Source organism: Blastococcus sp. SYSU DS0541 (genome assembly GCF_054050875.1).
This window is the reverse complement of the sequence record NZ_JBJHAD010000002.1, coordinates 55,530-69,401: the sequence shown is the minus strand read 5'-3', so window position 1 is coordinate 69,401 and position 13,872 is coordinate 55,530. Positions and strand designations below refer to the sequence as shown.

General features: G+C 73.9%; 12 protein-coding genes. 2 read left to right on the top strand and 10 right to left on the bottom strand.

What is annotated here, in order from left to right; genetic code table 11:
* Positions 1 to 289: 289 nt before the first annotated feature.
* A complete protein-coding gene (clpB, locus tag ACI794_RS02670) occupies positions 290 to 2,875 on the bottom strand; it encodes an ATP-dependent chaperone ClpB (RefSeq protein ID WP_456581052.1) in 2,586 nt (861 codons plus the stop codon).
* 207 nt (positions 2,876 to 3,082) lie between these two features.
* Between clpB and ACI794_RS02665 the strand changes: the two genes are divergently transcribed.
* Positions 3,083 to 3,559, top strand: coding sequence for a MarR family winged helix-turn-helix transcriptional regulator (locus tag ACI794_RS02665; RefSeq protein ID WP_456602382.1), 477 nt, complete (start codon positions 3,083 to 3,085; stop codon positions 3,557 to 3,559).
* Between the two features lie 76 nt (positions 3,560 to 3,635).
* Positions 3,636 to 4,073: an OsmC family protein gene (locus tag ACI794_RS02660; RefSeq protein ID WP_456615618.1), complete on the top strand. Its 438-nt coding sequence runs from the start codon at positions 3,636 to 3,638 to the stop codon at positions 4,071 to 4,073.
* Positions 4,074 to 4,148: 75 nt separating this feature from the next.
* On the opposite strand, the gene ACI794_RS02655 is transcribed toward ACI794_RS02660, so the two are convergent.
* The 9 genes from ACI794_RS02655 to ACI794_RS02615 are packed head-to-tail and all read right to left on the bottom strand — an operon-like array spanning position 4,149 to position 13,793.
* Positions 4,149 to 5,624, bottom strand: coding sequence for a dihydroorotase (locus ACI794_RS02655; protein ID WP_456602381.1), 1,476 nt, complete (start codon positions 5,622 to 5,624; stop codon positions 4,149 to 4,151).
* The gene (locus ACI794_RS02650) at positions 5,621 to 7,027 is read right to left on the bottom strand and encodes an FAD-dependent oxidoreductase (protein WP_456602380.1); all 1,407 of its coding nucleotides are present in this window, start codon (positions 7,025 to 7,027) and stop codon (positions 5,621 to 5,623) included. The genes ACI794_RS02655 and ACI794_RS02650 overlap by 4 nt, the downstream gene beginning before the upstream one ends.
* A complete protein-coding gene (locus ACI794_RS02645) occupies positions 7,024 to 7,668 on the bottom strand; it encodes an aspartate/glutamate racemase family protein (protein ID WP_456602379.1) in 645 nt (214 codons plus the stop codon). The genes ACI794_RS02650 and ACI794_RS02645 overlap by 4 nt, the downstream gene beginning before the upstream one ends.
* Positions 7,669 to 7,700: 32 nt before the next feature.
* Positions 7,701 to 9,059 (bottom strand): MmgE/PrpD family protein, encoded by a 1,359-nt coding sequence (locus ACI794_RS02640; RefSeq protein WP_456615617.1) that lies wholly within the window; start codon positions 9,057 to 9,059, stop codon positions 7,701 to 7,703.
* Between the two features lie 14 nt (positions 9,060 to 9,073).
* Complete coding sequence (locus ACI794_RS02635) at positions 9,074 to 9,775, bottom strand: ABC transporter ATP-binding protein (protein ID WP_456602377.1); 702 nt, start codon at positions 9,773 to 9,775, stop codon at positions 9,074 to 9,076.
* Positions 9,762 to 10,496, bottom strand: coding sequence for an ABC transporter ATP-binding protein (locus ACI794_RS02630; protein WP_456602376.1), 735 nt, complete (start codon positions 10,494 to 10,496; stop codon positions 9,762 to 9,764). The genes ACI794_RS02635 and ACI794_RS02630 overlap by 14 nt, the downstream gene beginning before the upstream one ends.
* Positions 10,493 to 11,530, bottom strand: coding sequence for a branched-chain amino acid ABC transporter permease (locus tag ACI794_RS02625; protein ID WP_456602375.1), 1,038 nt, complete (start codon positions 11,528 to 11,530; stop codon positions 10,493 to 10,495). The genes ACI794_RS02630 and ACI794_RS02625 overlap by 4 nt, the downstream gene beginning before the upstream one ends.
* Positions 11,527 to 12,582: a branched-chain amino acid ABC transporter permease gene (locus ACI794_RS02620; RefSeq protein WP_456602374.1), complete on the bottom strand. Its 1,056-nt coding sequence runs from the start codon at positions 12,580 to 12,582 to the stop codon at positions 11,527 to 11,529. Before ACI794_RS02620 ends, ACI794_RS02625 begins: the two co-directional genes overlap by 4 nt.
* The gene (locus tag ACI794_RS02615; protein WP_456581041.1) at positions 12,579 to 13,793 is read right to left on the bottom strand and encodes an ABC transporter substrate-binding protein; all 1,215 of its coding nucleotides are present in this window, start codon (positions 13,791 to 13,793) and stop codon (positions 12,579 to 12,581) included. Before ACI794_RS02615 ends, ACI794_RS02620 begins: the two co-directional genes overlap by 4 nt.
* Between the last annotated feature and the right edge of the window lie 79 nt (positions 13,794 to 13,872).

Here is a 13,872-nt window from a genome sequence, read left to right as displayed (position 1 = left end):
GCCGTACGGGGGCTGGCCGCCCTGCGGTGGCTGCCCCGGCGGCGGACCCCAGCCCGGCTGCTGCTGGCCGCCCTGCCCCTCGGGCTGCCCCTGCTGCCGACCGTGCTGGTCGTCCTGGCCCGCCGTCATCGTTCCTCCGCTCGTCGTTCCCCGTCGCCGCGATCATGGACGACGCCTTCCGGGCGGACCAGCACGGCACGCGGTCGCACCCGTTCGGCCACCGGCGCCCGCCGGACCCGGCCGGGTCCGGCGGGTGCGGCGGGTGCGGGACGCCCGTCGTGCGTGCGGGTCACGCGCCGCGGGCGACGGTCAGGCCCTCGACGTCGCCGCCCGGCCAGTCGACGACGACCTCGTCGCCGTCCCGGATCTCGCCGGACAGCAGCGCCTTCGCGAGCTGGTCGCCGATCGCCGACTGCACCAGCCGGCGCAGCGGGCGGGCGCCGTAGACCGGGTCGAACCCGTTGAGCGCCAGCCACTCGCGCGCCGCGTCGGTGACGCGCAGCGTCAGCCGGCGGGCGGCCAGGCGGCGGGCCAGGACGCCGACCTGGATGTCGACGATCCCGGTCAGCTCCTCGCTGCCCAGCGCCCGGAAGACCACGACGTCGTCGAGCCGGTTGAGGAACTCCGGCTTGAAGTGGCCCCGGACGACCCCCATCACCGCGTCGCGGCGCCGCTCCTCGGGCACCGACTGGTCGGCGATGAGCTGCGAGCCGAGGTTCGACGTCAGGATCAGGATGGTGTTCCGGAAGTCCACCGTCCGGCCCTGCCCGTCGGTGAGCCGGCCGTCGTCCAGCACCTGGAGCAGCACGTCGAAGACGTCGGGGTGGGCCTTCTCCACCTCGTCGAGCAGCACGACGGTGTAGGGACGGCGCCGGACCGCCTCGGTGAGCTGGCCGCCGGCCTCGTAGCCGACGTAGCCGGGCGGCGCGCCGACCAGCCGGGCCACCGAGTGCTTCTCGGAGTACTCGCTCATGTCGATGCGGACCATCGCCCGCTCGTCGTCGAACAGGAACTCCGCCAGCGCCTTGGCCAGCTCCGTCTTGCCGACGCCGGTGGGGCCGAGGAAGAGGAACGACCCGGTCGGCCGGTCGGGGTCGGCGACGCCGGAGCGCGCCCGCCGGACCGCGTCGGAGACGGCCCGCACCGCGTCGGGCTGCCCGACGACCCGGCCGGCGAGGCCCTCCTCCATGCGCAGCAGCTTCTGCGTCTCGCCCTCGAGCAGCCGGCCGGCCGGGATGCCGGTCCAGGCCTGGACGACCTCGGCGATGTCGTCGGGGCCGACCTCCTCCTTGAGCATGGAGTCGCCGGTCTCGACGGACGCCTCGGCCTCGGCCAGGGACTTCTCCAGCTGCGGCAGCCGGCCGTAGCGCAGCTCGGCGACCCGCGCGAGCTCGCCGTCCCGCTCCGCCCGCTCGGCCTCGAGGCGCAGCCGCTCGAGCTCCTCCTTGATCGCCTGGATCCGGCCGATGGCGCTCTTGTCCTGCTGCCAGCGGGCGGTCAGCTCGGCGAGCTCCTCGCGCTTGTCGGCGAGGTCCTCGCGGAGGGCGGCCAGCCGCTCGACCGAGGACGGGTCGTCCTCCTTGGCCAGCGCCATCTCCTCGATCTCCAGCCGGCGCACGGCCCGCTCCACCTCGTCGACCTCGACGGGGCGGCTGTCGATCTCCATCCGCAGCCGGCTGGCGGCCTCGTCGACCAGGTCGATCGCCTTGTCGGGCAGGAACCGGGAGGTGACGTACCGGTCCGACAGCGTGGCGGCCGCGACGATCGCACCGTCGGTGATGCGGACGCCGTGGTGCACCTCGTAGCGCTCCTTGAGCCCGCGCAGGATGCCGATGGTGTCCTCGACGCTCGGCTCACCGACGAAGACCTGCTGGAAGCGGCGCTCCAGCGCCGGGTCCTTCTCGATGTGCTCCCGGTACTCGTCGAGCGTGGTCGCGCCGACCATGCGCAGCTCACCGCGCGCCAGCATCGGCTTGATCATGTTGCCGGCGTCCATCGCGCCGTCGCCGGTCGCGCCCGCGCCGACGATCGTGTGCAGCTCGTCGATGAACGTGACGATCTCGCCCTCGGCGTCGGTGATCTCCTGGAGGACGGCCTTGAGCCGCTCCTCGAACTCACCGCGGTACTTGGCGCCGGCCACCATCGAGGCCAGGTCGAGCGCCATCAGCCGCTTGCCCTTGAGGCTCTCCGGGACGTCGCCGGCGACGATCCGCTGGGCCAGCCCCTCGACGATCGCCGTCTTGCCGACGCCGGGCTCGCCGATCAGCACCGGGTTGTTCTTGGTGCGGCGGGACAGCACCTGGACGACGCGGCGGATCTCGGTGTCCCGGCCGATGACCGGGTCGATCTTGCCGTCGCGCGCCCGCTGGGTCAGGTCGACGGCGTACTTCTCCAGCGCCTGGTAGGTCGCCTCCGGGTCGGCGGTGGTGACCTTGCGGTTGCCGCGCACCGTGCGGAACGCGGCCAGCAGCGCGTCAGGGGTGGCGCCCGCGCTGGTGAGCACGGCGGCGGCCTCCCCCTCCGAGCCGGCGAGCGCGACCAGCAGGTGCTCGGTGGAGACGTACTCGTCACCGAGCGCCCCGGCCTGCTCCGAGGCGGCGTTGATCACCCGGAGGAACTCCCGCGAGGGCGAGGGGGCCGACACGGTGGCACCGCTCACGCTCGGCATGCGGCGCAGCGCCGCGTCGGCCTTGCTCCGCACGTCGGCCGGGTCGGCCCCGACCGCGGTGAGCAGGGGGCCGGCGATGCCGTCGGCCTGCTCGACGAGGGCGACCAGCAGGTGCAGCGGCTCCAGAGCCGCCTGACCCCGGCCGACGGCGAGGCGCTGGGCACCGGCGACCGCCTCCTGCGAACGGGTCGTCAGCTTGCTCTCCATGCTGGGGGGCACGTCCTTCCTGTCTCGGGCACGCCGTCCGTCACGTAGCCGGCGTCATCGGTCGTTGCAACGAGCCGGGGGTTGAGTCTGTTCCGCTCAACTCTGCCGGGTTCGACCCTCCACCCGCCGCGTCCCCGGACCACCCCCAGGGGCGAGGTAGGGGCGAAAGGTCCCGGCCGCGTTCGCGGAGCCCCCTAGACTGGCTCCATGACCGCCCTGCCGGCTCCGAGCGTCGCGCTCGACGACCAGCTGTGCTTCGCGCTGTACGCCGCGTCCCGCGCGGTGACCGCGCGGTACCGCCCCATGCTCGACGCGATCGGTCTCACCTACCCGCAGTACCTGGTGATGCTGCTCCTCTGGGAGCAGGACAACCAGACGGTCGGCCAGCTCGGCTCCCGGCTGGCACTGGACAGCGGCACCCTCTCCCCCCTGCTCAAGCGGCTGACCGCGGCGGGTCTGGTCACGCGGCACCGTCGCGTCGAGGACGAGCGCTCGGTCTCCATCGCCCTCACCGACGCCGGCCGGGCCCTGGAGGACAAGGCCGTGGCCATCTCCGAGGAGATGATCGGGGCCATCGGGTTCGACGCCAGCGAGTTCGACGACCTCAAGGCGCGGCTCCGGCTGCTCACCGAGCGGGTCAACGGGACGACCGAGGTCGCCGACCACCCCGACTCCGCACGGTAGGTCGCCCCGCGGGCGGGTAGGAGGGCGGCCACGGCGCCGCCCGAGCCAGAGGCGGCCACGGCCCGGAAGGGGCAGCATGCCCACACGTACCGCCCGTACCGCCTGGAACGGCACCCTGCAGGAGGGCTCGGGGCAGGTGGAGCTCTCCAGCTCCAAGATCGGCACCTACGAGGTCTCCTTCCCCAAGCGAGCCGCCGACGAGGCCGGGGGCACGACCAGCCCCGAGGAGCTGATCGCGGCGGCGCACTCCGCCTGCTTCGCGATGGCGCTCTCCAGCGAGATCGGGAAGGCCGGCGGTACGCCGCAGTCCCTCGAGGTCTCGGCCGACGTCACGCTCGGCCAGCAGGACGGCGCTCCCACCATCACCGGCATCGCGCTCACCGTGCGGGGCGAGGTCGAGGGCCTGGACGCCGCCGGCTTCGACAAGGCCGCCCAGGCCGCCAAGGTCGGCTGCCCCGTGAGCAAGGCGCTCACCGGCACGGAGATCACCCTGGACGCCTCCCTCGAGGGCTGACCACGCACGGACGCCGACGGCCCGCCTCCCTCCGGGGAGACGGGCCGTCGGCGCTCCGGCCGGGGTCCGGCTGCCTCAGCCGGTGTAGGGCCGGTGCAGGTAGCGGCCCGTCGGGCTGCCGGTGATCGCTCCGTCGGCGAGGACCTGGGTGCCGCGCACCCACGTGTCGGTCACCTTCGCGCCGAGCTCGAAGCCCTCGAAGGGCGTGTACTCCTGCGTCGACTCGGACTTCGCCGCCTCGACCGTCCAGGTCGCCGACGGGTCGACCAGGCAGAAGTCCGCGTCGTAGCCGACCCCGATCGTCCCCTTGCCCGGCAGCCCGTAGCGCCGGGCCGGGTTCCAGGAGGTCAGCTCCGCGATGCGCCGGTAGGACAGCCCCCGGCGGCTCCCCTCGCCGACCAGGCCGGGGAGCAGGTACTCGGCCCCTCCGAAGCCCGACTTGGCGAGGAAGATGTCGTCCCGCGGCTCGCCGAACTTCTGCTCCTCCTTGCAGCAGGCGTGGTCGCTCACGACCCAGTCCAGGTCGCCGGCGAGCAGGTGCTCCCACAGGGCCTCGACGTCCTCGCGCGGCCGCAGTGGCGGGTTCACCTTGCCGCCCAGCCCGTGCGCGGTGTCGATGTCGGCCAGCAGGTGGCCGATGGTGACCTCGCGCCGGAAGTCGACGTGCGGGAAGACCTTCGCCATCCGCAGCGCCGCGGTGAGCGCCTTGCGAGAGGACAGGTGCAGCAGGTTGATGCTGGGCAGCTGGGTCTCGTCGGCGAGGAACGACGCGATCGTGATGGCCAGGCCCTCGGAGTGCGGGGGACGGGAGGCGCTGTAGGCGGCCAGGCCCGTCAGCGTCCCCTCCTCCATGACCATCCGGGTGTAGGCGGTCATGATCTCGGCCGTCTCGCAGTGCAGGGACAACGAGACGTGCGGCGCCTTGTCCGCCAGCTTCTCCCGCGCCTCCTGGATGCCGCGCATGACGAACTCGAAGTGGGCGAGGTCGTAGCGCTCCCCCTGCGGGATCATCAGGAACGAGCTCTGGTCGGACGACGCGCCGTGCAGGCCGTGCCCGCCGTAGAACATGAAGATCTTGAACGAGGTGACGCCGAACTCCTCGATGAGCTCGGGGATCTCGGCGATGTGCTCCTGCGACATCGGCGCGAGGTGGAAGGCGTAGTCGATGTAGGAGCGGCCCTCGGACGCCGCGAGCACCTTGGGGAAGAACTGCCGGTAGGGGCCGCCCTCGTTGAGGTAGTACTGCCCGGTGCGCATGTAGGTGAGCCCGGTGGTGACGCCGCCCTGCGCGCTGGCCCGGCTCTCGGTCTCGGCGTCCTCGCCCAGCGGGTTGTAGATCCCCCAGTGCTGGTGCGCGTCGACCACGCCGGGGAAGGCCACCCGGCCGCGGCCGTCGACGACCACGTCGGCGTCCTCGGCGGGGATGTCCCGCTCCACCCGGACGAACTTCCCGTCGGCGACGCCGAGGTCGAGGGCCTCGCCGTCCTCGGCGCCGGGGACGTCCGGCCGGACGACCGTGACGTTCTTGACAAGGGTCTGGAGGCGGGTCATGCGGTTCCTTCCTCGGAGGGGGTGGCGGCCGGCCGGCCGTGGCCCGCGGCCACGTGGTCGGCGGCCAGGTAGGCCAGGCCCAGGGCGGGCAGGAGGCCGTTGCCGGCCAGGTAGCCGGCGGCGCCGTGACCGGAGATCCCGGCCGCCGCCCCGCCGGACGCGTAGAGCCCGGGGATGACCGAGCCGTCGGGGCGGGTGACGCGGGCGTGCTCGTCGACGACGAGACCGCCCTGGGTGTGGAAGAGCGCCGGCACGACGCGGACGGCGGCCAGCGGCGGGGCGAGCTCGGCCTCGAAGGAGGTGCGGCCGAAGCGGTCCTCGGCCTCCCCGCGCGCCAGGGCGGCGGCTGCGCCGAGCTCCTCGGCCAGCGTGTCGGCCGGTAGCCCGGTGGCCGCGGCGAGGCCGGCGACGTCGTCGGCCCAGACCAGGGCGCCGCCCTCGATGGTCTGGCGGAAGTCGGTGAACGGCAGGCAGGCGTCGTGGATGCGCTGGTCCAGGACGATCCAGGCGGTCGCGCCGGGCTGCCGCGCGATGACCGCGGCGTACTCGGAGTAGCCCGACGTCTCGTCCCCGAAGCGCCGGCCGTCCTGGCCGACGATCACCGCGCCGTGCATGACCGTCGCCCAGCCCACCAGGGTCGACGACCGCGCCGCCAGCGCCCCGTGGCCCTGGTAGGCGTCGAGGTAGCCGGTGGCCGCCCCGAGCTCCGCGCCGATCCGCAGCGCGTCCCCGCGGGAGGCCTCGCTGCCGTGGTAGACGGCGTCGGCGATCTCCGGGAGGTGGCGGGCGACCAACGCCCGGTCGGCGCCGTAGCCGTTGGTCGCCAGCAGCACCGCCGGCGTCTCGACCTCCTCCGCGGCGCCGTCGGGCGTCTCGATGACCGCGGCGCGCACCCGGCCCTCGTCGTCGAGGAGGACGTCCACCAGCTTGGCGGGGACCAGCAGGTCGATCCGCTCCTCGGCCTTCACGGCGGCGACCAGGTGGTCGAGCAGGACGGTGCCGTGCCGGCCCTCGATCGTGTGGCAGCGGTCGGCGGTGTGACCCGGGTAGTGGAAGTCGGTGACGAGCGCGAGCGGCAGCCCGACGTCGTCGGCCAGCCACTCCACCAGCGGCGCGCTCACCTCGGCGAGGGCCCGCGCAAGCCGCTCGTCGGCCTCCCCCTTCGTCTTGCGCCGGATGTCCTCGACGTAGAGATCCGGCGAGTCCTCGATGCCGGCCTCCCGCTGGAAGCGCGATCCGGCGCCGGGGATCATCGCCGTCGACATCGAGGTGTTGTTGCCGCGGCGGAAGTGCTCGCTGACCTCGACGACCAGCACGTCCAACCCGTGCTGCGCCGCCCGCAGGGCCGCGGCCAGGCCGCCGCCCGCCCCTGCGACGACGAGGTCGGGTCCGGTGTCGCTCACGCCGCCGCCTCCCCCGCGGCGATCAGCCGCAGGGCCAGGGCCGTGGGGTCGACCACGCGCACCGGCCAGTCCGCGGCCTCCGCCGGCAGGTCGACGGCGCTGCAGCCGTTGACCAGGTCGCCGGCGCCGGCCCGGCTCATCCGCCCGACCACCGCCTCCAGCGACGCCCCCCAGCGATCGGCCTGGTGGATGGCGTCCACGTCCAGGTCGAGCACCTCCACCCCGGTGAAGGAGCCGCCCAGGCCGTAGACGTCGACCTGCCGGGCGAGCTCGTCGGCGATCGGCCGGTTGCGGGTGACCGCCCCGACGGAGCGCCCCGCGAGCGCGCTCCAGGTCATGCTCGTGCGCAGCAGGCCGAAGACGGGACGGCCGAGGGTCCCGGCCAGCGCGGGGACGCCGGGGTCGAGCACGCAGTCGGGCAGCAGCGCGTCCGCCTCGTCCGGCGCCGCGCGGAGCGCCTCGGTGACCATGCCCTCGCTGTCGCGCACCTGCTGCTCGGTGTCCAGGGCGCGCGGGGCCCCGGAACCGATGTCGTGCAGTTCCACGCTCAGCCCCGGCGGGCAGAGGGCGTCGTAGCGCGCCTGCCGCCGGGCCAGCTCCTCGGCGGGGACGTGGATCGGGGTGACGGCGTAGATGCGCACGGAGCTCCTCGGGGTTCGGTCGGACGGGCGGGTCATCCGGCCAGCCGTCCGAGCAGGGGGGCGACGTCCGGGGCGTCGGGCAGGCCCGCGGCGACCTCCCGGACGGTGGCCACGACCTCGTCGTCCCCGAGCAGCGCGGAGAGCAGCGCGACCACGTCGTCCTCGTCGAACGGGTGGTGGGCGGCGTCGCCGACCGGGTTGGGGACCTCCAGCGCGAGCTCCCGCCCGGCGGCCCGGACGGTCACCCGGGCGGCGCGCTCGTCGGGCAGCCGGGCGTCGAGGTCGTCGGCGCGCACGACGCGGACCCGGCCGGCCAGGTGCGTGACGCGGGCGTCCGAGCGGGCCTCCGCCGCGGACGCCTCGGGCCCCACGTGCCCGTGCACCAGCGCCGCGGCCACCACGAACGGCACGCTGAACAGCGCGCCGAGACGGGAGTCCCAGGAGGTGCGCGCCAGGCCGGCGGCCAGGGAGTGCGTCTCGACGACGACCTCGTCGACGTCGGTGGGGTCGGTCAGCTCCGGGCGCAGCCGCAGCACCGCGTCGGCCACCGGGTGGGTGAACGAGCACGACGCGTGCCGCTTGAAGTAACCGTGCCGCACGTCCCACCGCTCGCCGAGCGCCTCGGTCAGGGCCGCGGCGTCGAAGGAGCCGAGCAGCTCACCCAGCGAGCCGGCCGCCGTCCCGGTGTTGCGGGCCACCCCGGCGGCGGCCATCCGCGCGGCGGCGAGCCCCGCGACGTTGGACGCCGACATCCACGCGTCCCGCACCGGGTTGCCGTCCAGCGCCGAGTCGAAGTGGCCCGCCACGGGCAGGCCGGCCCCGGTGTCGACGGCGGCGGCCACCCCGTCGGCGTCGAGGCCGAGCAGCCGGGCGCAGCCCGCGGCCGCCCCGGCCACCCCCCAGCTGCCGTGGGGGTGCATGCCGGGGCGCAGCCGGGTGGCGCGGCCGAAGCGGGCGGCGACCTCGTAGGCGGCCATCAGCGCCGCGGCGATGTCGGGGCCGGGAGCCCGCAGGTCGGCCGCGAGCGCCAGGACGGCGGGCAGGCCGTGCGCGCCGGGGTGGCCCTTGGCGTACTTGTGGCCCTCGTCGAGCTCCAGCCGCACCAGCGCGCTCGCGTTGAGCCAGGCGGCGGCCTCGACCGTCGTCGACAGCCCCCCGCCGACCAGCGGCGCCGGCCCGGCCCCCGGGCGCCACGCCGCCACGAGCGCCCGCTGCTCGGGCTGGCGCGCCCCCAGGACCATGACGCCGAAGGAGTCCAGGAGCACCAGCCGCAGCCGCTCCCGCGCGTCGGCCGGGACGTCGGCCCACCGCAGCCCGGCCGCCCACGCGCCGAGGGCCTGCGTCGCCTCGCGCGCCTCGTCGGCGGGCGAGCGCAGCGCGGCGGCCGTCACCGGTCGTCCTGCCGTCACAGGCCGAGGTACGCGCTGCGCACCCGGTCGTCCTCGGCGAGCTCAGGCCCGGGGCCGGAGAGCACGCAGCTGCCGCTCTCCAGGACGTAGGCCCGGTCGGCCATCCGCAGCGCCTGTGCGGCGTTCTGCTCGACCAGCAGGACGGCGACGCCGCGGTCGCGGATGGTCCGCACCGCCTCGAGCACCGCCCAGGTCAGCTTGGGCGCGAGCCCGGTCGACGGCTCGTCGAGCATCAAGAGTTTGGGCCGGGCCATGAGGGCGCGGCCGATCGCCAGCATCTGCTGCTGACCGCCGCTGAGCGTCTCCGCGGCCTGCCGCCGCCGCTCCTGGAGGATGGGGAACAGCTCGAACACCTCGGTGAGGGAGGCCTGCACCTCGGGCGCCTTCTGGGTCCAGCCGCCCATGCGGAGGTTCTCCTCCACGGTCAGCGGCCCGAACAGCGCGCGCTCCTCGGGCACCTGCACGAGCCCGCGGCGGACCAGCTCGGCGGTGCGGACGCCGTCGGCCCGCTGGCCGTCGAAGCTGATCGACCCCGAGGTGGTGGGCAGCAGACCGGAGATCGCCCGCAGCGTCGTCGTCTTGCCCGCACCGTTGGCGCCGACCACCGCCACGATCTCGCCGGCCTCCACCCTGAGGTCGAGCTCGTGCAGGATCTGCAGCCCGTGGTAGCCGGCGCAGAGACCGTCAAGAACCAGCACCGGCCGGCTCCTCTCCGAGGTAGGCCTCGATCACCCGGGGGTCCTGGGTGACCTCCGCGGGGGAGCCTGCGGTGAGCACCCGGCCCTGCTCGAGGACGAGCACCGAGTCCGACAGCCGCATCACCGCGGCCATGATGTGCTCGACGAAGACGAGGGTGATCCCGTCGTCGGACCGCAGGGTCTCGAGCAGCTCCATCACCGGCAGGCGCTCGGCCGGGAGCAGCCCGGCGAGCACCTCGTCCAGCAGCAGGACCCGCGGCCGGGACGCCAGCGCGCGGGCGAGCTCCAGGCGCTTGAGCCCGGCAGTGGGCAGCCCGTCGCTGCGGGCGTCGCGCCACCGCGACAGCCCGACCCGCTCGACGACGTCGGCCGCCGTGTCGCCGGCCGCGCGCCGCGAGGTGCCGTGGGCCATCGCCGCCACCGCGACGTTCTCCAGCACGCTCATGCTGCCGAAGGGCTTCATGAGCTGGAAGGTCCGCGCCATGCCGGCCCGCGACACCTTGTGCGGCTTCGCCCCGGTGACGTCGGCGCCGCCGAGCCGGACGGTGCCGGTGTCGGGTGCGATCGCCCCGGCGATGCAGTTGAACAGCGTGGTCTTCCCGGCGCCGTTGGGCCCGATGATCCCGAGGATGCTGCCCTCCTCCACCGCGAAGGAGACGTCGTCGACGGCCCGGAGGCCGCGGAAGGTCTTGCTGACGTTGTCGACCTGCAGCAGCGTCACCGCCGTTCCCACCTCTCGCGGATGGCTCCGTACACCCCTTGCGGGAGGAGCAGGACGATGAGGATGAGCAGCACCGCGTAGACCATGACGTCCAGCCCCGCGCGGCCCTGCAGGAACTCCAGACCGGGCGGCGGGTCGCGCAGCAGGGTGGCCGTGAGGTCGTTGAGCGGGCCGAGGATGGCCGCGCCGATGACCGGCCCCCAGATCGTCGCGACGCCGCCGATGACCGCGGGAAGGATCGCCTGGATCGAGACGCTGGACCCGAAGGCGACGTCGGGGTCGACGAAGAAGTAGTACTGGACGTAGAAGGTGCCGGCGACCGAGGTGATCGCGGCCGAGAGCATGATCGTGATCAGCTTCGTGCGCATCACCGGGATGCCGAGGGCCGCCGCGGCGTCCTCGTCGTCCCGCACCGCCACCGTGAACCGGCCGATCCGCGACCGCAGGAACACGATGGTGGTCACCAGCGCGGCGACCGTCAGCGCCAGGGCGATCCAGAAGTACTCCGCCGCGCCCGGCTCGAACTGGATGAAGGCCCAGGAGGACTCCGGCCGCAGCGGGACGTTGTACCCGACGGCGCGGTTGACCAGGTCGCTGTTGATCGCCAGCAGCCGCAGCATCTCCGCGAAGGCGAAGGTGGAGAGCGCGAAGTACGCGCCCTTGAGCCGGTAGCGCAGCGCCAGGAAGCCGATCAGCGCCGCGAAGAGGGCGGCGGCCACCATGCCGGCGAGCATCCCGATCCACGGGGAGACGCCCCGCTCGACCAGCAGCCACACGCTCACGTAGGCGCCGATGCCGAAGTAGGCGGCGTGACCGAAGCTGAACATCCCGCCGAAGCCGCTCATGATGTTCCAGCCGATCGCCAGGATGGCGAAGATCAGCACCCGCACCGCGACGGCCTGCTGCGCCGGCGGCAGGACCAGCGGGAGGACCGCCAGCACCGCGGCGAGGACGGCCACCGCCACCAGGTGCTTGCCCCACGGGGGCTGGGGCAGCGTCCGCGGCTCCGCGGGGTTCTGCACCGCCGTGCTCATGCCGCCCTCCCGAACAGGCCCTGGGGACGGAGGAACAGCACCAGGACGAAGACGATGAACACCGACAGCAGCGGGCTCTGGCCCGGCAGGTAGAGGGCGCCCAACTGCTCGGTCAGCCCGATCAGCAGCCCCCCGACGAGCGCGCCGACGACGTTCCCCATGCCGCCCAGCACCACGACGACGAACGCGACGATGTTGAACAGCTCGCCGGTGGTCGGCTCGATGGTCACCAGCGGGGCGACCAGGACGCCGGCCGCGCCCGCGCAGGCGGTGCCGATGGCGAAGGTGGCCATGTAGATCCGCCGGGTGTCGATGCCGACCATCTGCGCGCCGGTGTCGTTCGCCGCCACCGCCCGGATCGCCGTGCCCAGCCGGGTGCGCTGCAGCAGCAGGTAGAGCAGCCCCGCCAGGACCAGCGCGACGGCGAAGGCCAGCAGGCGGCCCACGGTCACCACCGCGCCGAAGACGTCGACCCCGGTGTCGTTGGGCAGGCGCGCCGACTGCGGGTTGGGGCCGTAGAAGAGCAGCAGCCCGTTGTCGATGAGCAGCGCGAGGCCCAGGGTGATCAGCAGCTGGTTCTCCAGCGGCTTGCCCATCGCGCCCGAGAGGATGAACCGCTGCACCGCCGCCCCGAGCAGGAACATGAGCGGGACGCTCACCAGCAGGGCGACGTACGGGTGCACCCCGAACCTGCCAACCATCTCCACGGTGATGTAGAGGGCGACCGCCAGGAACGCGCCGTGCGCGAAGTTGACGATGTCCAGCACACCGAAGATGAGGGTCAGGCCCATGGCGACCAGGCCGTAGACGCCGCCGATCATCAGGCCGGTGAGCACCGCCTGGGTGACGACGACCTCGTTGCCGGTCCGCCAGTACGCCAGCCCCAGGGCCACCACCGCGACGGCCACGACCGCCGCCACGCGGACCGCGGCCGCCCGCCGCCGGCCCCCCGGCGCCGGCGTGGTCAGCTGCGTGGTCTGGGGTGGCTCCTCGGTGGAGACGGTGCCCCGGTCCAGGGGCGGGGCACCGTGCTCCTTCGTCGGGTCGGTCACGGGTTCGGCGACGCCGGGTAGACGGGCTCGGTCTCGGCGTACTCGGACGGGAAGACCTGCTGGACGGTGCCGTCGACGACCTGCATGAGGATCGGCGCGGCGTTGGTGTTCTCGCCGGTCTCGTCGAAGGCGATGGGCCCGTCCTGGGCGATCAGCGAGTCCAGCTCGGTCTCGGCGATCGCGTCGCGCAGCTCCGTCGGGTCGGTGGAGCACGCCCGGCCCAGCGCGTCGGCGACGACCCGGACCGCGTCGTAGGTGAGCACCGCGGCAGTGCGGATGTCGTCGTCGAAGGTGTCGCTGTAGAGCTGGGCCAGCTCCTGCGTCTCCGGGTTGGTCATGTCCAGCCGGTAGTTCGCGTCGAAGTAGCCCTCGCCGGCCTCGCCGACCTCGCCGGGGAACTGCGGGGTGTCGAACGCGCCGTTGGCCACGCCCCAGACCGCGTCGAGGCCCGGCTGCACGGTGTCCACGGCCCTGGCCACCAGGACGCCGTCCCGGTAGTAGCCGGCGACCATCATGACGTCGGCCCCGGCCTCCCGGACGGCGGTGATCTGGGTGGTGAAGTCCGAGACGCTGGCCGGGTCGTAGCTGATGACCGGGCCGATCGTCATGCCCTGGCTCTCCGCCTCGGCGGTGAAGCCCTCGGCGATCGCGGTACCGAAGGGGCCCTGCTCGTGCAGGATCGCCACCTGCTGGGCCGGGGCGCCGGCCTGCTCGGAGACCTCGGCGAGGTACTCCGCGCCCCGCTGGGCGAGCACCGCGGCGCTGGGCTGCAGGCGGAAGGTGTACTGGTAGCCCTGCTGGAGGATCTCGTCGGCGCTGGAGACGTCGATGACGAAGGGCACCTGGTTGCGCTCGGCCACCGCCGCCACATTCTGGCTCACCGCGCTGTTGTAGGTGCCGACGAGCGCGACGGCGCCCTCCTGGATCAGCCGCTGGGCCTCGCTCTGGCCGACCTCGGGCGCGCCCTGGCTGTCGGCGCTGGCCAGCTCGAGCTGGGCGCCGTCCAGGCACTCGATGCCGCCGGCCTCGTTGATGGCGTCGACGGCGAGCTGCGCGCCGTTGTCCATCTGCTGGCCGTCGGCGGCGAAGGCCCCGCTGAGCGGGTGGAGCGAGCCGATCGTGATGGTGTCGCCGGAGCCGCCGCCCCCGCCGGTGTCACCGGTGCCCTCCGTGCCGGGCGGCGCGGAGCCGCCGCAGGCTGCGAGCGTCAACGGCATAGCGACTGCGACCGCTGCGATCCAGGGCTTCCGCATCTCGTCTCCCGACCTCGACGACGTTCCTCTGCACGGA